At 45.4% G+C, this 26348-nt stretch carries 20 protein-coding genes; 12 read left to right on the forward strand and 8 right to left on the reverse strand.

Features of this window, described 5'->3' with window-relative positions; all coding sequences use genetic code 11:
* Positions 1 to 4 precede the first annotated feature (4 nt).
* Together BLS64_RS06395 and BLS64_RS06400 are read right to left on the reverse strand one after the other, a co-directional pair.
* Entirely contained in the window at positions 5 to 385 is a 381-nt protein-coding gene (locus BLS64_RS06395) for a RidA family protein (protein WP_093112677.1), read from the reverse strand.
* A 10-nt stretch (positions 386 to 395) separates the two neighbouring features.
* The gene (locus BLS64_RS06400) at positions 396 to 3092 is read right to left on the reverse strand and encodes a putative LPS assembly protein LptD (protein WP_093112678.1); all 2697 of its coding nucleotides are present in this window, start codon (positions 3090 to 3092) and stop codon (positions 396 to 398) included.
* Between the two features lie 127 nt (positions 3093 to 3219).
* Between BLS64_RS06400 and BLS64_RS06405 the strand changes: the two genes are divergently transcribed.
* The 4 genes from BLS64_RS06405 to BLS64_RS06420 are packed head-to-tail and all read left to right on the forward strand — an operon-like array spanning position 3220 to position 7546.
* Positions 3220 to 4341 (forward strand): N-acetylmuramoyl-L-alanine amidase family protein, encoded by a 1122-nt coding sequence (locus BLS64_RS06405; RefSeq protein WP_093112950.1) that lies wholly within the window; start codon positions 3220 to 3222, stop codon positions 4339 to 4341.
* 53 nt (positions 4342 to 4394) lie between these two features.
* Complete coding sequence (locus tag BLS64_RS06410; RefSeq protein ID WP_093112679.1) at positions 4395 to 5345, forward strand: MlaD family protein; 951 nt, start codon at positions 4395 to 4397, stop codon at positions 5343 to 5345.
* Between the two features lie 19 nt (positions 5346 to 5364).
* Positions 5365 to 6699: a (Fe-S)-binding protein gene (locus tag BLS64_RS06415; protein ID WP_093112680.1), complete on the forward strand. Its 1335-nt coding sequence runs from the start codon at positions 5365 to 5367 to the stop codon at positions 6697 to 6699.
* A gap of 55 nt (positions 6700 to 6754) precedes the next feature.
* Entirely contained in the window at positions 6755 to 7546 is a 792-nt protein-coding gene (locus BLS64_RS06420) for a (Fe-S)-binding protein (RefSeq protein WP_093112681.1), read from the forward strand.
* A gap of 50 nt (positions 7547 to 7596) precedes the next feature.
* On the opposite strand, the gene BLS64_RS06425 is transcribed toward BLS64_RS06420, so the two are convergent.
* Positions 7597 to 8124, reverse strand: coding sequence for a hypothetical protein (locus tag BLS64_RS06425; RefSeq protein ID WP_093112682.1), 528 nt, complete (start codon positions 8122 to 8124; stop codon positions 7597 to 7599).
* A 198-nt stretch (positions 8125 to 8322) separates the two neighbouring features.
* Between BLS64_RS06425 and BLS64_RS06430 the strand changes: the two genes are divergently transcribed.
* Genes BLS64_RS06430 through bshA form a run of 3 tightly spaced genes read left to right on the forward strand, consistent with a single transcriptional unit; the run spans position 8323 to position 12899 of the window.
* Positions 8323 to 8808 carry an ABC transporter ATPase gene (locus BLS64_RS06430; RefSeq protein ID WP_093112683.1) on the forward strand — a complete coding sequence of 162 codons (486 nt, stop codon included), beginning with the start codon at positions 8323 to 8325 and terminating at the stop codon, positions 8806 to 8808.
* Entirely contained in the window at positions 8808 to 11735 is a 2928-nt protein-coding gene (locus BLS64_RS06435) for a glycoside hydrolase family 3 N-terminal domain-containing protein (RefSeq protein WP_093112684.1), read from the forward strand. The genes BLS64_RS06430 and BLS64_RS06435 overlap by 1 nt, the downstream gene beginning before the upstream one ends.
* Positions 11736 to 11738: 3 nt before the next feature.
* The gene (gene bshA / locus BLS64_RS06440) at positions 11739 to 12899 is read left to right on the forward strand and encodes an N-acetyl-alpha-D-glucosaminyl L-malate synthase BshA (protein ID WP_093112685.1); all 1161 of its coding nucleotides are present in this window, start codon (positions 11739 to 11741) and stop codon (positions 12897 to 12899) included.
* A 30-nt stretch (positions 12900 to 12929) separates the two neighbouring features.
* Here the strand turns inward: bshA and BLS64_RS06445 are convergent, their stop codons facing one another.
* Complete coding sequence (locus BLS64_RS06445; protein ID WP_093112686.1) at positions 12930 to 13400, reverse strand: hypothetical protein; 471 nt, start codon at positions 13398 to 13400, stop codon at positions 12930 to 12932.
* A 129-nt stretch (positions 13401 to 13529) separates the two neighbouring features.
* On the opposite strand from BLS64_RS06445, the gene BLS64_RS06450 reads away from it, so the two are divergent.
* The 4 genes from BLS64_RS06450 (at position 13530) to BLS64_RS06465 (ending at position 20121) form a co-directional block, all read left to right on the forward strand.
* Positions 13530 to 16442, forward strand: a complete 2913-nt coding sequence (locus tag BLS64_RS06450; RefSeq protein ID WP_093112687.1) for an FAD-binding and (Fe-S)-binding domain-containing protein — start codon at positions 13530 to 13532, stop codon at positions 16440 to 16442.
* A gap of 48 nt (positions 16443 to 16490) precedes the next feature.
* Entirely contained in the window at positions 16491 to 17555 is a 1065-nt protein-coding gene (gene aroC, locus BLS64_RS06455; RefSeq protein ID WP_093112688.1) for a chorismate synthase, read from the forward strand.
* A gap of 21 nt (positions 17556 to 17576) precedes the next feature.
* A complete protein-coding gene (locus BLS64_RS06460; protein WP_093112689.1) occupies positions 17577 to 18887 on the forward strand; it encodes a dicarboxylate/amino acid:cation symporter in 1311 nt (436 codons plus the stop codon).
* An 82-nt stretch (positions 18888 to 18969) separates the two neighbouring features.
* The gene (locus tag BLS64_RS06465) at positions 18970 to 20121 is read left to right on the forward strand and encodes a flavohemoglobin expression-modulating QEGLA motif protein (protein ID WP_093112690.1); all 1152 of its coding nucleotides are present in this window, start codon (positions 18970 to 18972) and stop codon (positions 20119 to 20121) included.
* Positions 20122 to 20128: 7 nt separating this feature from the next.
* Here the strand turns inward: BLS64_RS06465 and BLS64_RS06470 are convergent, their stop codons facing one another.
* Complete coding sequence (locus tag BLS64_RS06470; RefSeq protein ID WP_093112691.1) at positions 20129 to 20542, reverse strand: thiol-disulfide oxidoreductase DCC family protein; 414 nt, start codon at positions 20540 to 20542, stop codon at positions 20129 to 20131.
* Positions 20543 to 20555: 13 nt separating this feature from the next.
* Positions 20556 to 22727 (reverse strand): endonuclease MutS2, encoded by a 2172-nt coding sequence (locus BLS64_RS06475; protein ID WP_093112692.1) that lies wholly within the window; start codon positions 22725 to 22727, stop codon positions 20556 to 20558.
* A gap of 46 nt (positions 22728 to 22773) precedes the next feature.
* Between BLS64_RS06475 and ung the strand changes: the two genes are divergently transcribed.
* The gene (gene ung, locus BLS64_RS06480) at positions 22774 to 23439 is read left to right on the forward strand and encodes a uracil-DNA glycosylase (protein ID WP_093112693.1); all 666 of its coding nucleotides are present in this window, start codon (positions 22774 to 22776) and stop codon (positions 23437 to 23439) included.
* Here the strand turns inward: ung and BLS64_RS06485 are convergent, their stop codons facing one another.
* Positions 23440 to 24297, reverse strand: a complete 858-nt coding sequence (locus BLS64_RS06485; protein WP_093112694.1) for a substrate-binding domain-containing protein — start codon at positions 24295 to 24297, stop codon at positions 23440 to 23442.
* Positions 24294 to 26345: a polyphosphate kinase 1 gene (gene ppk1 / locus BLS64_RS06490; protein WP_093112695.1), complete on the reverse strand. Its 2052-nt coding sequence runs from the start codon at positions 26343 to 26345 to the stop codon at positions 24294 to 24296. Before ppk1 ends, BLS64_RS06485 begins: the two co-directional genes overlap by 4 nt.
* Positions 26346 to 26348 lie beyond the last annotated feature (3 nt).

Here is a 26348-nt window from a genome sequence, read left to right on the forward strand (position 1 = left end):
ATAATTATTTGATGGCGATCATGCTGATCTCCACATTCACGAACTTCGGAAGGTTGGCCACTTCAACTGTTTCTCTTGCCGGAGCAGTTTCTTCATCAAAGTATTTAGAATAGACCGAATTTATCTGCGAAAAATTGTTCATATCGCTGATGAAAATGGAACTTTTCACCACATTTTCGAAGTTCATGCCGGCAGCTTCCAGTACCGCTTTCAGGTTTTGCATGACCTGTTCCGTCTCTTCCTGGATCCCGGTGAGTACCAGTTCACTGGTTTCAGGGTCCAGGGCAATCTGGCCCGAAATGTACAAAGTATTTCCTGCAAGTACTGCCTGATTGTACGGCCCAATAGGAGCCGGTGCGTTGGTTGTGCGAATGATCTTTTTCATATGAAGAGAATTAAAGTTGTCTGTCGCGTTGTCTGCGTTTCTCGTATTTAATATCACGCAGCAGGGCAGATTTGATCCCGATAAAGAAGTTCCATTGTTCGTAGCGGCCAAAAGGAGTCCAGTTGAAGGTCATTCTCCAACTCTTGAGGTCCCTGGCGAATCTCAACTGGGTATGAGTGAATCCCTGGTTCACGAAATCATAACCCGAGGAGGCTCCCACCGTCCATCGTGGGGAAAGTTCCACGTCTCCAGAGAACATCAGGGAGTGCGAGGAGATCTCATTCTGCCTGGCCGTGTTGGAATAGTTCATGGTATAGGCAAGTCTCAGATCCCATGGAATCTCAAAGTTATACCATTTATTTTCCGGGCCCTCTTCTTCATCAGCCACATCTTCTTCCTGTTCATCATAGAAAGTTCCGTCTAATTCCATGCCCTTTCCGAAGAGATCATCGGGGCGCCCTCCGTTCCTGAAGGTTTCATTGCTTAGGCGGTTGGTGTTCTCCTTTCCTCCGGTAAAGTCCCTGCTCGAAAAGGAGTACCCAAAGCTCACGTTGGCATTGGTCATCCTGAAAAGACTTCCGCCGTTATTGATATTTAGTTTGTCGATCCTGCGGTTGTCGTTGTTCAACGCGTAGATGTCCAGGTTTGTTCCAAAATTCACATCCAGTTTTTGCTGAATAATTGGAAGTGTCCCGCGGATGCTGATGGGCGATAGCTTTAAGGAATCTCCTGCCAGGTTATATGACGTGCTAACATTAAGGTTGTTCAGCAGTTTAACTTTCCTGGGCTCTGCATCTGCCGAATCTTTTACTTTCGCCTCAAAAGTATTGCTCAAAGCGAAGCCTATGGAGCTTGAAAAATTCTTCCCTGGAGGACCGTAGAGGGTTCCCTGGAACCTTGAATATTCCACTTCTCTTTCTTCTCTTCCTGCAGCTTCAGGGATCAGGTAAGTGTCATAATAATAGTCAAATCCGGGGTTGATATTGTAGCTGATGCTGGGGCGCATCACATGCCTTATCGCCTGGTATTTGCTGTCAGGACTGAAATTGACGGTTCCGTAGATGGTCGTTCCAATACTTGTGTTGAAATTATAGGTCCTAAAGGAATCAAATCCAGAAATGGTGTCAATCACCTCCCGTTGCAGCTCCTCGTCAAAAGAGCGGTCAAAGGTCTTGAACACCCAGTTTTCGGTATAATTTCCACCAGCGCTAACGCTCAGGTAATTGAACAACTTGAAGTTGGTGGTAAGCGGCACGGTATGTTGTGCTCCCATCACAGCGTTTTCGAACATTTCGGGTTTGAAGAAAAGAGAGTCTGTAGTCGTGAATCTATTTTCTCCCCTAAAATTGTACTGAAAGTTAATATTTTCAATGATTCCTTTTTTCGCTCCAATTTTTGGTTCAAAAGGATAGATCCTCGCCACGCTTGCCTGGATGGTAGGCAGCGTCATGTTTATTTGCTGTGTGTTCGTGTTCTGACTGTGGGTGGCCGTTATGCTCAGGTTTACCTGGGGCTCAATGGGAAACGTTTTGGAATATGAAACCGAAGAGCTTAAGGTGTTGGTAAGACGGCTTCCGGAGTTGCTCTGGTTAGTCGAAGCCTGGTAATAATCGCTACTCCCAAGGTTCACCGAGGCCGAAAATCTTGAAGTAGGATTGGCTTTTTGATCCTGTGTATGGTACCAGCGAAGGTTGTAGATGGATCCTTCTGAATAATCCGGGAAACCGCGCTCGCTGTTGATCAATTTTTCATACCTGAAACTCAGGTTCCCCCTGAACCTGTAGCGCAGGGCGTAAGAAGATTCCAGGCGCAGCCCGTAACTTCCGTTGGTATAGTAATCTCCCAGGGTAGTAAGATCAACATAATCGCTTATCGCGAAGTAATATCCCCCGTTTTGAAGGTAATAGCCACGGTTATTGTCTTCCCCAAAAGAAGGAATGATGAATCCTGAAGTTTCTTCGTCGGTCATCGGAAAATATCCGAAAGGCAGTCCCAGCGGAGTGGGAACATCAGCGATGTACATGTTTACCAGCCCCGAAACGATCTTTTTGTCCGGTACGAACTTGATCTTTCGGGCGTAGAAATAGTAGTCGGGATCCTCTTCATCTTCAGAAGTGGTAAATTTCACGTTCTTCATGTAAAACACCGAATCATTTTCTCTTTTTGTCACCGCTCCAAAAACCTTGAACTCTCCCTGCTCGGTACGCGAATTGAAAACCAGTGCTTTTTCGGTCTCAAAATTGAACCGGATCGAATCCGGTCGTACCACACTTTGAGCCTGTGTGAAAACCGGTTTCTGCGTGTAAGTGCCCGTAGAATCAGGAATTCCGTAGGCATAGACCTCGTTCTTTTCGTTATCCAGAATGATCATTCCGGCAGTAATGTTAATGTCCCCGTAGGTAACTTCAGCCTGATCATAGAGGTAGAGCCGGTTTTCCCGGGGGCTTAACCTCATGTAATCTTCGGCTGTGTAGACCACCTGGTCGGTAAGCATCTGGTTCTTGGGTTTTACAGAATCCTGGGGAGTGATATTTATCACCGGCACCGGGGCTTCGATCTCTATGGAATCCTGTACAGGAGCCACTGTGTCACGCTCTGCGGGAATGCGAATACCTTCTTTTGTTTTGATCTCCTGGGCGGCAATTTGAGGAAGATTCAACAGTAAAAAAATACTGCAGGAAAGTATGTGAAGTATATTGGTTCGCAATGCTAGATGTGCTATTTTTGTAAGCGTGGCTTGTTTTTTGAAGTTTCAAAATTACATATATTTTTTAAGCTACCTTTTCGGTTTATCAAAAAATAAAATAACCACCTATTTGAATCGTTATAGCCATATGAGAACGAAGCATGTCGCCCTTTTAGTTTTATTTTTTTCATTTTTTATTTCTGCGGAAGCATTCGCTTCCAATTGTGAGCCTCCTCGCGAACGATTTGTAGTGGTTCTTGACGCCGGCCATGGGGGGCAGGACCCCGGAAACAGGGGGAACGGTTATTTTGAGAAGGATATCGCCCTCAACATTGTGTTAAACATTGGCGCAGAACTTGAAAAACTGCCCGATGTTAAGGTAATCTACACCCGAAAGACCGACGTTTTTGTCACTTTGGCGGGTCGTGCAGAGATCGCCAATGAGGCCGAAGCAGATCTATTTATTTCGGTGCATTGTAATGCGCACAGCTCCCAGGCTTCGGGAACAGAGACCTTTGTACTGGGGCTTCACCGTAATGAGGATAACCTTAAGGTGGCCATGCGCGAGAACCAGGTGATCTACCTGGAGGAAGATTATGAAGTGACCTACGGCGGATTCAATCCTGATTCTCCTGAGTCCTATATCGGCCTTACTTTAATGCAGGAAGAATATCTTGATCAAAGTATCCTGCTGGCCGATTTCATTCAGAAGAAATTTACGCATGAGCTTAATAGGGTGAACCGCGGCGTGAAACAAGCGGGATTTCTCGTGCTTAGACAAACCTACATGCCAAGCGTGCTTATTGAAACCGGCTTTTTGACCAACAAAGGAGAAGGCTCCTTCCTTAACAGTAGTTCGGGTCAGGATAAAATGTCTTCGGCTATCGTAAAAGCGGTAAAAGATTATAAGAACAGCATCAATCTGGAAGTTTTAGAAGGCCTGGCCGAAGAGCCTCCGATCAAGGTAGATCCTGAAGTAGCTTCGCGGCCTTCAGATGAATACAAAGATGTCACATTCAGGATTCAGCTTGCGGCTACAGGGAAAAAGATCGAACCTAGTCCGCGCAATTTCAAGGGATTGACAGATGTTTTCAGGAACAAAGAAGGTAAATTATATAAGTACTATTATGGTGCGACCTCAAGCTATGTACAGATCAAGGAGCTGCATGAGCACGCAAAAAAGAAAGGGTACAGCACCAGTTATATAGTAGCCTTTAAAGATAATGATAAGATCAGCGTGAACGAAGCGTTAAAAACAAAGGTGAAATAAAGGAACATTTCTATATTTATTTTTAAATTTGTCCTTCATCAAATAAGATCTTTGTGAAATATTCTAAAGAGGTTAAAACCGCTCTTCTGGCCCTTGTGGCCATTCTTCTTTTTATTTTCGGATATAGTTTTTTAAAAGGGAAGAACTGGTTTGATTCCAGCAGAACCTTCTATGCCGTCTATAACGATGTTGAAGGGCTAACGCCCTCTTCGCCGGTGACCATTAACGGACTGGAAGTAGGAAATGTTACCGATATTAGCTTTTTAGACACCTCGGGCAGACTGGTGGTGACTTTTACCGTAGATAACGACTTTCCTTTCGCCAAGAGCAGTGTGGCCCAGATCTATGGCGGCGGGCTCATCGGCGGAAAATCTGTGGCGATCCTTCCGAAGTATGAGCAGGGAAATATGGCAAAGTCGGGTGACACCCTGGAAAGTGCTATTGAAGAAGGACTTCTTGAACTGGTAAATGAAAGGCTTACCCCGCTTCAGGAAAAGGTGGAAAAGGTGATCGTGAGCACAGATTCACTTGTGAATGCTTTTAATCAGGTGCTTAATGAAGAGACCCGAAAAGATCTGAAGAACAGTATAGAGAATCTTTCCCTTACAGTAGCCTCTCTTCGTAGCACAGCCAAATCCGCCGATAAAATTCTGTCTGAGAATTCTCCCAAATTCAACCGTACTTTTACTAATTTGGATGAAATGACGACCAACTTGAATAATTTCTCTGATACGCTGGCACAGGTTGATCTTAAAAGGATGACGAATGATCTGGAAACAGCCGTTTCCAATTTTGAAGATGTCACCAACAAACTCAATAATGGTGATGGCACCGCGGCCAGGCTTATCAATGATCCTACGGTTTACAACAACCTGGAAAGAGCAACCAACCAGCTTGACGAATTGATCCAGGATATAAAACTGAATCCGAAGCGATATGTTCATTTTTCTATCTTCGGAAAGAACCCCGGCCCATATTCGCCTCCAAAAGATTCTTTGAAATAACCAACCAACTCAACCAACCATGCAAATTATTGCACAGATCGCTTTCATCCTTGCATTCGCCATTGGGATAGGCATATTCGTTCGGAATGTTCGCCGAATGATCCGAAACATCAAACTGGGAAGAGAGATTGACCGCAACGACCATCCCGGCATTCGCTGGAAAAAAATGGCCAAAATAGCGCTCGGTCAGTATAAAATGGTGAGAAGACCCGTTTCAGGAATCGTACACATCATCGTTTACCTGGGCTTCATCATTATAAATATTGAAGTGCTGGAGATCATCATAGACGGGATCTTCGGAACCCACAGGGTGTTCGCCGGTGGCGGCGCTGCTTATGATTTCCTTATCGCCTCCTTTGAAATACTTGCCCTGCTGGTACTGGTAGGGGTGATCATTTTCTGGGTGAGGAGAAACATCCTGCATGTGTACAGGTTCATGGCTCGTGAAATGACCAGCTGGCCAAAGAACGATGCCAATTACATCCTGTATTTTGAAATGGTGCTTATGACCTTATTCCTGGTGATGAACGCAGCAGACCATCAATTACAGATCAACGGAGCACCTCATTATGTGGAGGCAGGAGCCTTTCCCGTGAGTAGTATGCTTCTTCCGCTATTTGACGGCTTGAGCAACTCCACGCTTATTTTCATCGAAAGAGCTGCCTGGTGGCTGCATATCCTTGGAATTCTGTTCTTCCTTAATTACCTGTACTATTCAAAGCACCTGCATATTTTGCTTGCTTTTCCAAACGTATATTTTTCAAAGATCCGTCCAAAGGGAGAATTTGACAATATTGAAGCTGTAACCAAAGAGGTGCAGTTGATGATGGATCCAGACGCTGATCCGTTTGCCGCCCCTGCCGAACCTGAAGGCCAGGAGGAGGGTGAACCCGAAAAGTTTGGGGCTTCAGATGTTTTTGACCTTAACCGGGTACAACTTCTAAATGCCTACACCTGTACCGAGTGCGGTAGGTGTACAGATGAATGTCCTGCGAATAACACCGGGAAATTGCTTTCTCCGCGTAAGATCATGATGGATACCCGTGACAGGCTTGAGGAAGTAGGGGAAAATATCAACAAGAACGGATCTTTCAAGGATGACGGGAAGCAACTGCTTGACGATTACATTCTTCGCGAGGAGATCTGGGCCTGCACCACCTGTAATATGTGCGTAGAAGCCTGCCCTGTGGGAATCGACCCGATGTCTATCATTGTTGAAATGCGAAGATACCTTATGATGGAGCAAAGCGCCGGTCCTGCCGATCTTAACAACGCGATGAGCAATATTGAGAACAACGGTGCTCCCTGGCCTTATAACCAGATGGACCGTTTAAACTGGGCTAACGAAAATTAGTGCCGGCAAATAAATTCTGAAAATAAAAGCCCAAGGCTTTTTAAAAATTACAATAATGGCTGAAAATATTAAAGTGCCTACCATGGCCGAATATATGGCAGAAGGCAAAAAACCTGAAGTTCTATTTTGGGTAGGTTGTGCCGGAAGTTTTGACGATCGTGCAAAAAAGATCACCAAAGCCTTTGTCCGACTGCTTAGCAAGGCAAATGTGGATTTTGCCGTTTTGGGAACCGAAGAAAGTTGTACTGGAGATCCTGCAAAAAGGGCCGGAAACGAATTCCTTTACCAGATGCAGGCTGCCGGAAATATCGAAGTTTTGAACGGGTACGAGATCAAAAAGATCGTGACCACCTGTCCGCATTGCTTTAATATCATCAAAAATGAATATCCCGGTCTTGGAGGCAATTACGAGGTAATGCACCATACCACCTTTTTGAAATCCCTGCTGGATGAAGGCAGACTTACCGTGGAAGGCGGCAAGTTCAAAGGGAAAAGGATCACTTTTCACGATCCCTGTTACCTAGGGCGTGGAAATGATATCTATGAGGCACCTCGTGACCTTCTGAGAAAGCTGGAAGTGGAGCTGGTTGAAATGAAACGCTGTAAGAAGAACGCCATGTGCTGTGGTGCAGGTGGTGCGCAGATGTTCAAGGAGCCGGAACCCGGTAAAGAAGAAGTCAACGTGGCCCGTACTGAACAGGCCATTGATGTCAAGCCGGAAATGATCGCCGCCGGATGTCCTTTCTGCAACACCATGCTTACGGACGGAGTAAAAGCAAAAGATAAAGAAGGTCAAATTGAGGTGATGGATCTTGCTGAGATGATTGCCAACGCAGAGGATCTGTAGATAAAATATACTGAAAAAGAGAGGCTGTCAAATGAATTGACAGCCTTTTTTTATTTAAGCCGAAGTTGGTCTTCTTCTTTTAATTCATTTCTTACCAGCACAATGATATCCTCATCGGTAAGGCCTTCTTCTATATAATCTCCCTGCTTTCCTTGCTTGTATGCGTATTCTTCAATGTTGGTTGGATAAGGAGGTTGTTTCCGTTGTTTTGCATTCTTTTCACTGTAGCCTTTCAGGTAAGCTACAACGAGATCATCATCCTCTACCTGTAGGTGTTTTTGCTTGTTGTATCGCTGTAAAAGCTTAAGAGCTTTCTGCACTCCTTCAAAAAGCATTGCAGAATGAGAATTTCCGCCGGTACAGTAATGGGGTTCATCGTGGTAGATGTATATTGGCGCCGTAACGGTGTAGAAATATCCTTCTACCAGGTTCACCTGTTCGTCCCATACACATCCTACTTCTACATGTATCTGGTGGTTTTCTCGCAACCAGTCCCGTATGGCATAAATATTATTAACATCACCGGTGTAGCCCAATCTTTGAGCACTTGAGATTAATTTTGAGAGATCATTTGTCATAAAACAAAATTAAGATTTGGTATTCTAATTATTTTATGATTTGTGTCACTTTTTAAAAATTAAAAATCAGGTATAACTTTTTAAATAATAGGAATTTAACAAGCAGGTTTTATGGTGGAAATAGGCTTCTATTTTTAACGCCCTGTAGTTTGAACAAAGCTGAGAATCAACTAATTTTGTGAAAAATAAAATTCACACATGTTTGTTCCATTTGAAAATCTACCGGATAGTTCCCGTGTCTGGATCTATCAGGCCAATCGCTCTTTTACTGATCAGGAGCAGGAGGAAATACAAGAAAAACTTCAGGAATTCATAGAAAGTTGGACGGCCCACGGAGCTGACCTAAAGGCTTCTTACGAGATCCGTTATAAAAGGTTCATTATTCTTGGTCTTGACCAGGAAATGAATGCAGCCACCGGTTGTTCCATAGATGCTTCGGTTAAATTCATTCAGCAGCTTGAAAAAGATTACGGGGTTGACCTTTTAGACAAGATGAATGTTTCCTACAAGCAGGGGGATTTTGTGGCTTACAAGACGCTTACAGATTTCCGAAAAATGGCGAAAGACCGCGCTGTTTCCCCGAAGACCATCGTATTCAATAATCTTGTAAATAACAAAGCCGAATATCTTTCAGACTGGGAAGTGCCTGCATCTGAAAGCTGGCATAAACGTTTTCTCAATTAATGAACTTGAAAAAAAGCCCTTTTTTCTACCTTTTATTTTTTTCCTTTCTTTTTATTCAGAACAGCTTTTCACAGAGTCGGCCACTAATAGCTGAAGATCATGAACTGCAACGCAAATGGGTGGACAGCATCTATGACCAGATGACCCTGAATGAAAAAGTGGGACAGTTATTTATTGTTGACATCTATTCCAACGGTTCTTCGGAAGAAAAGGAAAAGGTGCGCGAGCTTATTTCCGAAGAAAAAGTGGGTGGCGTTATCTTTTCTAAAGGCGGTCCTGTGAGACAGGCCCGGCTTACCAATGAATTTCAGGAATTGTCAAAGACTCCGCTCCTGGTAAGCATGGATGCCGAGTGGGGGCTGGCAATGCGGCTTGATTCCACTTATGCTTTTCCGTGGAACATGACGCTTGGAGCCATTCAGAACCCTCAGCTTATTGAAGAAGTGGGGGTACAGGTGGCCAGGCATTCTAAAAGGCTTGGAGTACACATGAATTTCGCTCCGGTGGTTGATATCAATACCAACCCCGAAAATCCCATTATTGGGAACCGTTCTTATGGAGAAGAAAAAGAGAACGTGGCCGAAAAGGCCGCGGCTTTTGTAAGAGGAATGGAGCGGGAAAATGTGTTGAGCAGCGCCAAACATTTTCCGGGTCATGGAGACACGCAGCAGGATTCACATAAAACCCTGCCCACCATAGATTTTTCAAGAAACCGTATTTACCGGGAAGAGCTGTACCCGTATATGGCCCTTATGGATGAAGGCCTCAGCAGCGTGATGGTGGCACATCTAAATGTGCCGAGTCTTGAGGAACGTTCGAATTTTCCTTCCTCGCTTTCCCACGAAATTGTAACCGGAATTCTTAAGGAACAACTCGAATTCAATGGCCTGGTGATCACCGATGCCCTGAACATGCGGGGGGTGGCTGACTTCGATGAACCAGGCGAGATCGACCTGGCAGCCTTCCAGGCCGGGAATGACATTTTGTTGATGTCTGAAGATGTTTCCAAAGCAAAGCAAAAGATCCTCAAAGCTTATAATGAGGGCTTGATCACCGAAGAACGCCTCAGGCATTCCGTAAGAAAGATCTTGTTCGCTAAATACAAGGCGGGGCTGCACAACTATCAACCAGTGGATACCACCAACATTCATAAGGACCTTAACGGGCTCAAAAGCGAGCTCCTGTCGCACAGGCTTTATGAAGAGGCCATGACGGTCATCAAGAATGACAGGAGCCTTATTCCCATACGAGACCTTGAAAAAACAAAGATCGCTTACGTGCATTTTGGAGAGGACAGTGGTGATTCTTTTTATGAGCAATTATCCCGCTATACCCGTGTAGATTCTGTTTCTGCTGAAAATCTGAATGTGCTCCTTGATGAGCTTGACAGTTATAATTTAGTAATAGTAGGATACCATCAATCGAATGACTCTCCATGGAGCGGTTATAAAATGAACGCCAAACAACAGGCCTGGCTGTATGAGATCGCCAGAAAGAACAGGGTCATCCTGAACATATTTACAAGGCCTTATGCCTTGATCGATCTAAAGACCACCGGAAATTTTGAAGCCATTCAGGTAGCGTTTCAAAACAGTGAATTGGCTCAGCAGAAGGCGGCGCAGGTCATCTTTGGTGCCATTGAGGCTAAAGGTAAATTGCCCGTAAGCGCCGGCAGGGAATTCCCTGTTGGTACGGGTTACCGCACCCGGGATCTCAAGCGTTTGGCGTACGGACTTCCCGAAAGCGTGGGTATGAATTCGGAGAAACTGAAAAAGATCGATTCCCTGGTACAAACCGTTCTTGATGAAAAAATGGCACCTGGTGTCCAGGTGCTTGTGGCCCGCAAAGGAAAAGTCATCTACGAGAATAATTCCGGCTATCATACCTATGAAAAGGAAAGGCCTGTAAAAGCTTCAGACGTATATGATCTGGCTTCCCTTACCAAGATCCTGGCTACCTTGCCGCTTATTATGGAGCTGGTAGAGAAGAACGAGCTTGATCTTGATACAAATCTTGGGGAGATGTTTCCTGCCTTCCGTGGAACAGATAAGGCAGATATCACTCTTTTACAGATGCTGTCACATTATGCCCGTTTCAAATCCTGGATCCCGTTTTACGCGATCACCAAAGATCCTGAAACCGGCCGCACAGATAAACGTTATGTGAGAGACAAGGAATTTCCCGGGTACAACACCAAGATCGCTGAAGGCATGTATGTTCGGAATGACATTAGAGATTCAATTGTAAAAGTGATCAGGAAGAGTGAGCTCAACAGGAAAAGAGAATATCAGTACAGCGATCTCCCGTACTACCTGTTAAAGGCATATCTGGAAGATATTTATGGTACTTCTTTGGATTACCTGACTCAGGACCATTTTTACCAGTCTCTTGGAGCCAATAATACAACTTATTTGCCCCTGAATAAATTTCCGAAGGAAAAGATCATTCCAACAGAAAATGACAAATTGTGGAGAAAACAGCTGCTTCACGGTTATGTACATGACGAAGGCGCAGCCATTTTGGGAGGAATAGGCGGGCAGGCGGGGCTATTTGCCAACGCCAATGATGTTGCCAAGATCATGCAGATGTACCTGAACGGCGGAGAATACGGCGGGATCAAATTCCTGGATCAGGAGACCATTGATAAGTTCAACACCTGCTATTACTGTGAGGATGAAGTAAGAAGGGGGGTTGGATTTGATAAACCTCAACTTAAAGAAGCAGGCCCTACCTGTGGTTGTGTATCCATGACCAGTTTCGGCCACAGCGGATTTACAGGAACTTTAACCTGGGCAGACCCTCATGAAGAAATAGTTTACGTATTTTTATCCAATCGAATTCATCCTTCTTCAGAAGACAAGAAACTCATACGGGAAGGAATTCGTACTAAGATACAGGAAATCATATACGAAGCTATAGAGCGTTAATAGATGAAGATCGCTATTGTTTGTTATCCCACCTTCGGGGGGAGTGGAGTTGTTGCCACAGAATTGGGGATGGCCCTTTCCAAGAGAGGCCATGAAATCCATTTTATTACCTATAAACAACCGGTAAGATTGGAACAATTGTCCGGTAATATTCATTTTCACGAAGTGAATGTGCCGGAATATCCATTGTTCCATTATCAGCCTTACGAACTCGCCCTGAGCAGTAAACTGGTTGATATGGTCAAGCTCCACAAGATCGAGATGCTGCACGTGCATTATGCCATTCCTCATGCCTACGCCGGGTATATGGCCAAAAAGATGCTCGAGGAAGAAGGGATCTACCTGCCCATGATGACCACGCTGCACGGTACCGATATTACCCTGGTGGGAAATCATCCTTTTTACAAGCCTGCTGTTACTTTTAGCATCAATAACAGTGATGTGGTCACTTCGGTTTCCCAAAGCCTGAAAGCCGATACCATGAGGTTGTTCAAGCTTAGGAAGAAGATCGAGGTGGTGCCCAATTTTATAGATACTTCGAAATACAGTAACTCTGTTAGCAATTGTCAGCGCTCCATGCTGGCACGTGGGGATGAGAGGATCATAACTCACGTGAGTAACTTTAGGAAAGTGAAGCGTATTGATGATGTGATCATGATCTTTTACAAGATACAGCAGGAGGTAAAATCCAAACTGGTGATGGTAGGGCAGGGGCCCGAAAGGGAAATGGCGGAAGAACTGGTCGCTGAACTGGGGATTGAGGACAAAGTGCTGTTCCTTGGGGAATCGCATGAGATCGATAAGGTGCTGAGCTTTTCTGACCTCTTTTTGCTGCCCTCAGAAATTGAAAGTTTTGGACTTGCCGCTCTTGAAGCCATGGTGAACGGAGTTCCGGTGATCTCTACCAATACCGGCGGACTTCCGGAAGTGAATAAGCAGGCTTATTCAGGATTTTTAAGTGAGGTTGGGGCAATTGAAGAAATGGGAAGGAATGCCATCAGCATTCTCAAAGATGATGAAACCCTGCAAAGGTTCAAAACCAACGCTCATAACCAGGCCAGTATATTCGATATCAATGTCATTGTACCTTTGTACGAGGATCTTTATAAACAAGCACTGGCAGGGGTTCAGGAACAAAAAAAGGCTGCCAAAAAGGTATTTTAGGCAGCCCTCATTTATAACAAAAACTTCTTTTTAGAACTGGTAACGGATACCCAGAGCGATATCGAAATCCAGGTCATCGTAGTAATCGACGAATCCAATTTCCGGTCTAAAGTCAAGGGAGATCAATAGTGGAATATCAAAGTCATACTCGATTCCCACATCACCTGCGACAAGCGCGAAGAAATCGCTGTCTCCGTTATCAATATCCACAGAGCCTATTCCTCCACCGGCACCAACATACCAGTTGAATCCTCCGTCAATGTTCCATACCCACTGGTACAAACCTGTAAGTTTAAAAGCATCGGCATTGTCGTGACTTCTCCATCCAAGATCCAATTCTAAGCGATTGTTTTCAGACAACCCGTGCTGATATGAGATCTCAGTTCCCAAACCATTATTGTCTCCCAATCGTAACCCAAGGGCATGATCAGCAATACTTTGCGCCTGCGAACTGAAGGTGAATCCTAATAAACAAATGGCTAGTAAAATCAATTTTTTCATGTCTTCTCTTTTAATTAGTTTTAGGCAAAATTAGGTTTTCTGTTATTCCATTAAACTACTGCTTTCGCTAATATAATGTTAAAATGATGAGATAGTGTAGAAAGAAGCCTCTGTTTCAGTCCGTTATCTATGAAAAATAAATTAAAAGAGCTGTCTTCCCGCCTTGAAGGAGAGCTCTATTTTGATTCCCTGTGGCGCAGCATTTTCGCGACAGATGCTTCGGTGTACAGGAACTTGCCCCTTGCCGCTGCTTATCCCAAATCAAATGAGGATCTAAAGGAGCTCATTAATTTTGCCGCTACCAATAACACCTCTCTCATTCCAAGGACTGCCGGTACTTCCCTCGCAGGGCAATGTGTTGGAGAAGGCATCGTGACAGATGTTTCCAAATATTTCACCCGAATCCTGGAGGTAGATGAGAAGGCAAGAACGGTGCGGGTACAGCCGGGAGTCATTAGAGATGACCTCAACCGCCATTTAAAACAGTATGGATTGTTCTTCGGACCCAACACCTCCACTTCCAACAGGTGCATGATAGGGGGAATGGTTGGAAACAATTCCAGCGGCACCACTTCGATCAAATATGGTGTAACCCGCGATAAGGTAGTGGAGCTTAAAGTACTGCTTTCTGATGGTTCTGAAGCTGTTTTTTCTGAAGTTTCTTCGGAAGAATTCCGAAGCAAAATGGAATTGGATTCCATGGAAGGGGAGATCTACCGGAAGTTATATGAAGAACTGAAACCTGAAGAGGTAAGGCAGGAGATCGAAAAGGGCTTTCCCAAACCCGAGATCCACCGGCGCAACACCGGGTATGCCGTAGACAGCCTGATAGATACAGAGATCTTTTCAGAATCGAATAAAAAGATAAACATCGCCGATCTTTTGTGCGGCAGTGAAGGCACCCTTGCCTTTACCACAGAGATCACCCTACAACTGGATCCCTTACCTGCCGAAAACGCGGTGATGATCGCCGCTCATTTCGATTCGGTTGAAAAATGCCTGCAGGCGGTGGTTCCAGCAATGCAGCATTCGCTTTTCACCTGTGAGATGATGGACAAGGTGATCCTGGACTGCACCAAGAACAGCATAAAATATCGCGAGAACAGGTTCTTTATTGAAGGTGACCCGGCAGCCATCCTAATGCTGGAGCTGCGTGCCGGCGATGAGACCGAATTGCTCGATCGTACCGCCGAACTCATCAAAACCCTCACCGATTCCGGCCTGGCCTATGCCTTGCCCGTGCTGCGGAATGACACCATTGACCTGGCACTGGAGCTCAGGAAAGCCGGACTTGGCCTTTTAGGGAACATTGTAGGAGATAAAAAAGCGGTGGCCTGTATAGAAGATACCGCCGTAGCCGTGGAAGACCTGGCTGAATATATCAACGAATTTTCGGCACTGATGAAGGAGTACGGGCAGGATGCTGTTTATTATGCCCATGCCGGTGCGGGGGAACTGCATCTAAGGCCTATCCTCAACCTCAAAAAAGAGGAAGATGTGGTCCTTTTTAGAAAGATCACTCAGGATGTGGCCGCCCTCGTAAAAAAATACGGAGGTTCCATGAGCGGGGAGCATGGTGACGGCAGGGTGCGTGCAGAGTTCATCGAATTCATGATAGGCGCTGAAAATTATCAGTTGCTGAAAAGGGTAAAAAATATCTTTGATCCAAACCACATTTTCAATCCCGGAAAGATCATAGATGCCCCGCCAATGGACGAGGACCTACGTTATGAACCGGGAAGAAAAGAACCGGAGATCAGCACGCTGATGGATTTTTCAGATTCTTTGGGAATCCTTCGGGGAGCCGAAAATTGTAATGGCAGCGGCGATTGCCGTAAACCTGCCGAAGCCGGGGGCACCATGTGTCCTAGCTACCGCGCCACCCGTAATGAAAAAGACACTACCCGTGCCCGCGCAAATGCACTTCGGGAATTTTTGACCCATTCAGAAAAGGTGAACAGGTTTGATCACCGGGAGTTGAAGGAAGTGTTGGAGTTGTGCATCAGCTGTAAGGGCTGCAAAAGCGAATGTCCGTCAAACGTTGACATGGCAGCCTATAAAGCAGAATTCCAGTACCAGTATCAAAGGAAGAACGGCAGTTCCTTAAGAAGCAAAGCCTTTGCCTACAATACCCGAATGAACAGGCTGGCTTCTTATTTTCCGCATATTTCCAATGCGGTTTTCAGGAGCAATCTATCTTCCGGTCTTATAAAGAAAATGCTAGAGATAGCACCTGAAAGGCAAATGCCGCTGGTAGCTACAGAAACAGTTAGTTCATATTACAAGAAGAACCGTACGAAGCAAACGAACCCTGTTAAAGAGATTTATTTATTTAATGATGAATTCACCAACTATCTGGATGCCGAAGTGGGGAAGGCAGCCCTGAAGCTTTTACGAACCCTCAATTATGAGGTGGAGATCGTGGCGCATCCGGAGAGCGGGCGAAGCTTCATCTCCAAAGGCTTTTTAGAGGAAGCTAAGAAAGTGGCAAATAAGAACATCGAGATCTTTGGAAAGATCATTTCAGAAGATACGCCTTTATTGGGGCTGGAGCCCTCTGCAATTCTTTCTTTCAGGGATGAGTATTTGAGATTGGCAAATGACAGGCCAGCAGCTGAAAAACTTTCCAAGAATGTGTTTCTCTTGGAAGAATTCTTCAAAAAAGAAATTCTTGCCGGAAATATTTCAGCTTCGGCTTTTACTTCGGAAAAGAAAAAGATAAAACTGCACGGACATTGTCACCAAAAAGCGCTTTCGGGAGTGGAGAGTACTTTCATAATGCTCAATCTTCCGCAGAATTATGAAGTGACCATCATTCCTTCGGGCTGCTGCGGAATGGCGGGATCCTTCGGTTACGAAAAAGAACATTACGAGGTGAGCATGCAGATAGGAGAGCAGACATTGTTTCCGGCGGTGCGTAAGGCTTCCGATGACATTATAATAGCCGCGCCCGGTACCAGTTGCCGGCACCAGATCATTGACGGGACGGGGAGAAAAGCCTTGCATCCGGTGGTGATCATGGCTCAGGCGCTTAAAATATGATTTTCAAGTCTTGCTTTAAAAAATTACATTTGCTCAAATTCGATCTCTATGGCGGGAAATTCCTTCGGAACACTTTTTAAACTTACCACTTTTGGGGAGTCCCACGGGGAGGCGATTGGCGGAATTATCGATGGATGTCCGGCTGGGGTGAAGATCGACCTGGAAGAGGTGCAGCGGGAGATGCAACGCCGCAAACCGGGGCAGTCGGCTATAGTTACCCAGCGGAAGGAAGCCGATACGGTAAAATTCCTTTCCGGGATCTTTGAAGGCAAAACCACCGGCACTCCCATTGGTTTTATCATTGAAAACGCCGACCAGAGATCGAAGGATTATAGCCATATTAAAGACGTCTACCGCCCGTCACACGCTGATTATACTTATGACCAAAAATATGGTAATCGAGACTACAGGGGAGGAGGCCGTTCTTCGGCCAGGGAAACCGCCTGCAGGGTCGCGGCCGGAGCTGTTGCCAAACAATTGATAAAGGACATGAAGATCACCGCCTACACTTCGGCGGTGGGAGAGATAAACTTGGAAAAGGATTATAAAGATCTTGATCTTTCAGAAATAGAGAAGAACGTTGTACGTTGCCCCGATGAGGAAACGGCTGCAAAAATGGAAGCGCATATCAGGGAGATCCGCTCGCAGGGTGATACTATTGGCGGGGTAGTTGAATGCGTGATCCAAAACGTTCCGGCAGGACTGGGGGAACCAGTATTTGATAAGCTGCACGCCAAACTGGGGCAGGCCATGCTCTCCATCAATGCCGTAAAAGGCTTCGAGTATGGCAGCGGCTTTAAAGGTGCGACCATGAGAGGCAGTGATCACAATGACCTTTTTAACGAGGATGGCTCTACAAGAACGAATTACAGCGGGGGAATACAGGGAGGTATTTCCAACGGAATGGATATTTACTTCAGGGTTGCCTTTAAGCCGGTAGCCACTCTTATTCAGAAACAGGAAACCATAGATACAGAAGGCCAAAAGGTGGAAATGCAGGGAAAAGGAAGACACGATCCCTGCGTGGTTCCCAGGGCGGTGCCTATCGTGGAAGCGATGGCTGCACTGGTAATGGCCGATTTCTATTTACTCAATAAAACATCAAAAATTTAAATTTTTCAGAGACCATAGATTATGAAAAAACTCGCACTGCACTGGCAGATCTTATTAGGAATGGCTGCCGGGGTGATCTTTGCCCTCCTCATGACCAATTTTTCCTGGGGCGCTGAATTCATTGGAGACTGGATCAAGCCTTTCGGGAACATTTTTATAAATGCCCTTAAATTGATCGCAGTGCCCTTGATCCTGGCCTCACTAATAAAAGGGATCTCAGACCTTAAAGACATTTCCAAGCTGTCGAAAATGGGAACCCGCACCATTCTTATTTACATCACCACTACGGTGATCGCGGTTTCTATAGGCCTTGGGATGGTTAACTTGATCAAACCGGGAAGTGCTATTTCTGAAGATACCCGGAATGAATTGATCGCCAGCTACGAGGGGGATGCTTCGGTAAGGATTGCCGATGCCGCCAAGCAGAAGGAAGCGGGGCCACTTCAGGCTCTTGAAGACCTGGTGCCCAGCAACATTTTCGCAGCTGCGGGTGACAATTCCAACATGCTGCAGGTGATCTTCTTCGCTATTTTCTTCGGAGTCGGATTGATCCTTATCCCTGAAGAAACGGCAAAACCTGTAAAAGCCTTTTTTGACGGCTTCAATGAAGTTATCCTGAAGCTGATCGACATCATCATGCTTACCGCGCCTTACGGGGTTTTTGCTCTGTTAGCGGCCCTCGTAGTGGAATCTCCAAGTGCGGACCTGTTCCAGGCGCTGGCCATGTATGCGGTAACGGTTCTTATAGGACTGCTTTTAATGATAGGGGTATACATTCTTATAGTTTGGGTGTTTACCGGAAGGACCCCTGCCTTTTTTGAGAATGGAATAGCCCCGGCTCAGCTGTTGGCTTTTTCCACCAGCTCAAGTGCGGCAACCCTTCCTGTTACCATGGAGCGTGTAGAAGAGCACATGGGAGTGGAAGAAGAAGTGGCCAGTTTTGTATTACCGATTGGTGCCACTATTAACATGGATGGAACCAGCCTATATCAGGCCGTGGCCGCTGTTTTCATCGCGCAGGCCTTCGGGATGGACCTTTCGCTTTCAGCACAATTGGGGATCATTGCTACAGCGACTTTAGCTTCCATAGGTTCTGCTGCCGTACCCGGTGCCGGAATGGTGATGCTGGTTATCGTACTGGCCCAGGCAGGTATCCCTGAAGCCGGTCTTGCACTGATCTTTGCTGTAGACCGGCCTCTTGACATGTGCCGCACCACGGTGAACGTGACCGGTGATGCCGCCGTTTCCATGATGGTCGCCAAATCTGTAGATAAACTGGGGGAGCCGCACGTGAAGGAATGGGACGACAATCTTTCCGCAGAAAACAGATAAAACAGGTGCTAAAGTTTGGACAACTTAAATTATTTAAGTGTATTTGCCCAACTTTAAATTTTTAAGCTGAAAGGGATAGATTATGAAAGGGGATAGCGCCTATAAAAGCCTGTTTGAAATAGATAAGAACCTGGATAGATTGGTGAAGGAGATCGATGTGCTAAATTACCTCAATCCGCTGAATATTGAACAGGAAAAGAAAAGGTTTTTTACCTCGAAATTCTCTGAAGATCCGGTTTTCAATTACCGGAAGGTTAAGTTCAATCCCTTCAACCTGCAGCGTGAATTTTTCAGTCAGCGGCTTGAGGATATCCCCGATGAGGATATCAGGAAGCTTTACCATGATACCATTTATGAATATTCAGGCCTGGTACAATGTGTGGCTACAGTGGGCCAGGGAAAGAAATTCTTTTATAACTCGCTTCGGGTGTTTGGAACCCCACAGGAAAAGGATGTCAAAAATGCCAAATTCATTCTGCATTTCCACAAGGAAGAGGATGCCGAGGAAATGATCCCCCGGTACAATGCCGACCAGGCGCAGGCGTACTTTCAGGCTTTTGGCGAAAAATATCCTTTCAAATTCAAGATAAGGCAATCCAACAGTATAACGGCTGCAGCCATGGCTTTGAACACCACCCAGACCCTGGTGGTTAAAAAGAACCGGAAATTTAGCGATAATGACCTCAAGATACTCGCCAATCACGAGATAGGGGTGAACATGCTCACTACTTTCAACGGACTCAATCAACCCCTGCGCATCTTTTCCCACGGATTTGCGAACAACAACCTTACGCAGGCGGGACTTGCTGCTTTTAGCGAATACATGAGCGACAGCCTTACCTTGAAGCGAATGAAGGAACTGGCATACCGTGTTTTGGCGGCAGACAGCCTCATTAAAGGATATTCCTTCAGCGACACGTTTGACCTGCTTTACAGTCAGTACAAACTTGACAGGGAGACTTCCTGGTCCATTACTTTAAGGGCACACAGGGGCGGCGGCTTCACGAAAGATTACCAGTACCTTTCTGGTCTAAAAAAGGTGTATGATTACTATTCTTCCGGAAAAGATATGGGTATACTGCTCACTGGTAAAGTAGGGCTGGAAGATGTGGACCTTATTAAAAAGCTTCAGAAGAAAGAGCTCGCCGAAAAGAATAAATTTTATACCCATTCTTTCCACGAGAACAAGAACACCAATGATAAATTGGAGTTCCTGCTGAGCAATCTCAAATAAACCCTGTCTACTTCAGGAAAAGAGCCCGTTCCTCATCTGTAGGGATCATGCAGCTCTCTTTTTTGCCAAACCATTTGTAGCGGTTATTAGCGATGAACTCATAGATGCTGTCCCTGAAACCTTCCGGCAGGGGTTTAAAAAACCTGAGCCAGCGATAACCCTTCAGGTGCTTGGCGATCTCTATGGCCGCCGTAGATTTGTTGTAATAGGCTACTCCTGGTTCGATTAGAATGATAGAGTCAATATTTTCAGTATCTATGCCACGCTCATTAACGATCTGTAAACCTACATCGCTTTGCAATGGGGCAAACCTGAAAGTGTCCTGCGTGTCATTTTTGATGATGGTTTGCACCGCGCGATTGCACAGCGTACAGACCCCGTCAAAGAGAATGATCTTTTTGTTGTCCGGAAAATTTACCATAATTCTTCTTTTTCTATTTTTTTCGTTGTACTAGCTCCAGTTTTTCTACCGAAACTGACGTTGTAAAAATGCCGTAATTCACCTTGGCATTTCCTTTTTCTATGCTGTCAATGCTGCCAACAGCCTTTCCATCCTGCATCCTTACGCGGTCTCCCACTTTGAGTACGGGTTTTGGCTTCGCAATTTCTTCTTTCTTTTCGGCTTCCTGTTTTTCTTTTTTCTTTTTCCTTATTTCCTTCACCTTTTTCTCGGCCTCCTGCTGCACCTTCTTTTCTTTGGCCTTTTCAGCTTTTTTCTGTTGTGCCGAAAGTTTCTTTCTTTTTGAATTTTCTACCTCCACGATCTTCAGGAATTCGCCTATCAGCTCTTTTTTCTTCTTGTTGTTGAAGTATTTTTCGCTGATGTCATTGATCTTATTTCCAAGATAGATCAGTCTCTGATTGCTATCGTATAACTCCTGAAAATTCTCCAGTTTCTGCTGAATGCGCTCATTGGTCTCTTCCAGCTTTTTCTTTTCGGTTTCAGCCTTTTGTTCCTTGGTCTTTAAGGCATCTGTGGTCTTCTGAAGTTTGGAACGTTCCTTTTGCAGATTTGCTATACTTTTATCGAATCTTATCTTGCCTCTTTCCACCTTCTTCTTGGAACGGTTGATCAGGCTATACGGGATCCCGTTCTTTTGGGCCACCTCGAAAGTAAAACTGCTCCCGGCTTCTCCCATGTGCAATTTATACAGCGGTTCCAGCGAGCGCGAATCGAACAACATGTTGGCGTTGGTGATATTCGGTAATTCGTTCGCCAGCATTTTCAGGTTCGCGTAATGAGTGGTTAGGATCCCGAAAGATTCCTTTTCATAGAACACTTCCAAAAAGGTTTCCGCCAGGGCTCCTCCCAATTCCGGGTCACTCCCCGTTCCAAACTCGTCTATCAAAAACAGCGTTTTATCATCGCATTTCCGAAGAAAATAGTTCATGTTCTTCAGGCGATAACTGTAGGTGCTTAAATGGTTCTCGATACTCTGATTGTCTCCGATATCAGTAAGTATCTTATTGAACAAACAAACCCTGCTGTATTCATGCACGGGAATGAGCATTCCGCTTTGCAGCATAAGCTGCAACAATCCCACTGTTTTTAGGGTGATACTTTTTCCGCCGGCATTGGGCCCCGAAATAACGATGATACGCTGTTCCTTGTTCAGTTTTATGGTCTGCGGAAAAGTTTTCTCGCCTGTTCTCCTGTTGTTCAGCAACAACAACGGGTGATAGGCATCGATCATCTCCAGCTCCCTCTCTCGGGTCACTTTTGGAAGAACTGCGTTCATGTCCATGCCATACCTGGCCTTTGCAGCGATCACATCAATGTCACTGAGCAGGTCCTGGTATTCTATCAAAAGCTCCCGGTAAGGCCGTACAAAACTGGTAAGCCCCTTTAAAATGGCTTTTATTTCCTCCTTTTCCTCATACTGCAGGTTGTTGAGTTCGCGGGTATGAATGTGGGTGGCTTCAGGCTGAATATAAACAATGCTGCCGGTTTTTGAATTCCCCAGGATACTTCCCTTCACCTTGCGGCGGTGCATGGCCGAAACGGCAAGTACCCGAATGTTTTCCACAACCGTTTCTCTGATGTCATCCAGGTAGCCCAGACTGTTATAGTGGGTAAGCGCGCTGCCAAAACTGGAATTGATCTGGCCTTTTACCCGGTTGATCTTTCTTCTTATCTCCTCGAGAAGAGGAGAAGCATCATCCTTAACCTCGCCGTAGCGGTCGATCTTTTTGTTGATGTTCTCAATGATCGCCGGGGTATATTCTATTTCTCCCGTTGTCTTTCGCAGGGCGGGGTAGATATCTTCAAATTTTTCAAAGAACTTGATCTGGGTATTCACCGTTTCCGAAATGGCGCTGATCTTTCTAAATCCCTGAGCCTCCAGCATGGTATCTTCAATGCCCAGCATCTTGATCTCGTGATCTATGGCATCGAATCCGTGATTGGGGATCCTGCTTTCCTGCTGATAGGAAGACACATATTCGTTGGTCTGGCGCAGGGAAAAAAGCGTTTTTTCGTAGCTTGAAAAAGGTGAAATGTTCAAAACCTTTTCTTTTCCCGGGCCTGTTACCGTCAACTTGCTTATTTGCTGGCAAACGGTAGGAAATTCAAGATCAGAAAGAGTCTTAGCTGTAATTTTAATCATATGTAATATTCCCTACTTTTGAGGATGCGGCAATTTAATTAATATTATGAAGGATTTCTTACCCCCCGATTGGAAAATTAAGTTAAATGATGAGCTTGAAAAGCCGTATTTTAAGGAACTTCTAAGCTTTGTTGAAAAAGAATACGAAGAAAAGGAATGCTTTCCTGATCCCGAAAATATCTTTAAGGCTTTTGAACTTTCCTCTTTTGACGAGACGAAGGTGGTAATAATTGGTCAAGATCCGTACCATGGATTTGGACAGGCGCACGGACTGTGTTTTTCGGTACAGCCCGATGCAAAGATCCCGCCGTCTCTTCGGAATATTTACCGGGAAATACATGATGATCTTGGAAAACCTGTTCCTGCAACAGGAAACCTGCGGCATTGGGCCGAGCAGGGTGTGATGATGTTGAATACCACTTTGACCGTGAGGGAAGGAAAAGCCGGATCTCACGCCGGGAAAGGATGGGAGATCTTTACAGATGCAGTCATCAGGCTGCTTTCCGAAGAAAGAGAAAACCTGGTCTTCCTCTTATGGGGTGGGCCGGCTCAGAAAAAGGGCAAAAAAATAGATGCTACCAGACACCTTGTACTTACCGGCGGACATCCTTCTCCGTTAGCGGCCAATCGCGGTTATTGGTTCGGGAACAGACACTTCAGCAAGACCAATGAGTATTTGACCGCTAGAGGAAAAAAACCGATAGATTGGTGATCAGCTCCAATGGTTTGCCAGGAAAAAAGCGTTTTCCTTTTTTTCTGAAATAAGCCCCAGCTCCTCCAGCTGCTCCTGTACTTTATTGATCTCCATGACCGAGATCTGTTTCTGACTCCAGGTAGTTATTTTGAGCCATTGTTTGATATCTTCTAGTTTTTGATCGTATTTTTTCGCGAGGGCAGACTCTATCCCGGGGATTTGCTTGAACCTTGCCGTAACCTCGTTTAGGGTGTGAAGCATGGTTTGCATGGCTGCAGGATTCCTGTCTATAAAATCTTCCCGCACGGCGATCACAAAACAGGACCAGGGAGTTGGGCAATCGGCAAGTCGTCTAAAGATCCCTTTATCTACCAAAGGCTTGGTCGTGAAGTGTTCCCACATAAAGTATCCTGCCTTTCCTGCCTGTAAAGCTTCGATTGCCCCGTTAATATCTCCTACTACCTCGAACTCAAGCTCTGCAGGATCCCATCCCAGGTTCTTAGCATTTACATAGGCCATAAGATGCGAACCAGAGCCGTAACGGCTTATGGCTACCTTGGTATTCTTGAGGTCGTCCAGCCTTCTGTACGGTGAATTCGCTGCAACGTGTATGCCCCAGATGAGGGGAGAAGCGATATATTCCTGCACGATCTTCGCATTATTGCCATTGAGAATATCTTTCACTATGCCTTCGGTGAGGATCACGGCCGCGTCAATTTCTTTGTTTCGCAAGGCTTTGCACATGGCGCCGGTGCCGTCGGGAAAATCGCGCCATTTTACATCCAGGTTATTTCTTCTGAAGGTACCGTCGTCTATGCACAAGTGCCAGGGCAGGTTAAAATGTTCGGGTACACCTCCTACTTTAATGGTTTTCATTCGGAATGTTTTTCTTTGAGGTAATTGTAAATTTCGTATTGGGACCTGATGGCTTTTTCTCCTGATTTCCTCTTCACAAATCTATTGCTTTCTTCGGCATCCTGCACGCGTGCCTTCACGTTGTCCTTAAGCTGAATGTTGAGTATATCTTTGAATTCCTGTGCGATATCTTTATCACAGATGGGCGCGATCACTTCGATCCTTCTGTCCAGATTTCGGGTCATCCAGTCGGCGCTTCCAAAATAGATCTCCTCATTCCCGTCATTTTCGAACAGGTAGATCCTGCCGTGTTCGAGGTACCGGTCTACTATGCTAGTGATGTAGATGTTCTCGCTTAATTTTTCGATTCCCGGAAGGAGACAGCTAAATCCTCTTACCAATAATCTTATTTTGACGCCCGCTTCGCTGGCCTTATAGAGCAGTTCAATGATCTCTTTGTCCTCAAGGCTGTTCATTTTCGCAGTGATACCCGATTTTTTACCCAGGCGCGCATTTTCTATCTCTCGGTTGATCAGATCGGTAAAAACCTTTCGGGTCGAAAAGGGGCTTATAAGCAGGTGTTTTGCCCTGGGAATGATCAATTCCCCTTCCAGCACCTGGAAGACCCTGGAAAGTTCTGACGTGATCTTCTCGTGGGTGGTGAAAATGGCATGGTCGCAATAGATCTTGGCAGTTTTGCTGTTGAAATTACCGGTGCCTATGTAGGCGTAGTTCTTTAAGTCATCTCCCTCTTTCCTGGTGATAAGCAGGATCTTGGAGTGCACCTTAATTTTTGGGTAGCTGTATATGACAGTGGCTCCCTTTTCCTCGAACTTCCTGCCCCAGTCAATATTGTTGCGCTCATCGAATCTGGCTTTGGCCTCGATAAAAACAGTGACCTTTTTGCCGTTCTCAAGAGCCGAGAGCAGGGCAGAGGTTACCTTTGATTTATCAGCAATGCGGTAGATGGACATCTTGATCTCCTGTACATCCTTGTCAACAGAAGCCTGCTGCAAAAAACGCTCTACATAATCAAAGGGCATGTAAGGGAAATGAACCGCGATGTCTTTTTTGGCAATTTCCTTGAAATAATCATCGGTTTTCTCCAGGACCTTATGCTTTATTGGCGGGAGAGGCTTAAAATGAAGATCAGGGTTATCGGTAGGATCGGGAAAATCAAAGAAATCACTGAAGTTATGATATTTTCCACCCGGCATCATGTCTATCTTTCCCAGCCCTAAAGTTTTCCTCAGGATCTTCTGGTCTCCTTTGGGCATTTCGGCATCATATAACAGCCGGGTAGGCTGCCCGTCTGTTCGTTGTTTCAGGGATTCATAGATCTTTTCAGCCAGCAGGCCGTCCACGTCATCGTCAATGTATAACTCGGCGTCACGAGACAACTTTATTTCGTAGACACCTTCTATCTTATGATCGGTAAAGAGTTCGGGTATTCGGGCGGTGATGATATCATCCAGGAAAGTGATCTTGTGTTTAGGTCCATTGGAGGTGAAGTAGATGAACCTTCCGCAATCCTCGACCGGCACGTTTACAATTCCGAAGTTATCTTCATCCTTGAACGTCACCAGCAGGTACAGCAGATTGTTCTCCAGGAAAAGGTCCTGGCCTTTTTCGTAGGCCACCACCTGGGGCTTTACGCAATCTGCTATCTTGTGAAAATACTTGGCGGCAAACTCTTCCTGAAGCTCGTCAAAATCCTCCCTGTGCACCAGGAAAATACCTTTTTTCTCTAACTCCGGAATGATCTCCTCTCTGTATACTTCCCCAAATTTTTCCTGTTGTTCTTTTACGATCTCCAGGATCTCCTTGACGGTTTGGCTGGGTTTCAAAGCGAGTTTCTTCCGAAGTCTTTTTCGCACCCTCTTCATCTGCCGTAATTGGGAAACGCGCACCCTGAAATATTCATCCAGGTTCATGGAAAATATGGCCAAAAATTTAAGTTTTTCGTACAGGGGAGTGGAAGGGTCCTGTGCCTCCTGTAAAACTCTTTCGTTAAAACTCAGCCAATTTAGATCTCGGTGCCTTAATTTGATTTCCTCAGGCTTCAGCATAGA

Origin of the sequence: Salinimicrobium catena (genome assembly GCF_900102915.1) — a bacterium.
GTDB lineage: Bacteria > Bacteroidota > Bacteroidia > Flavobacteriales > Flavobacteriaceae > Salinimicrobium > Salinimicrobium catena.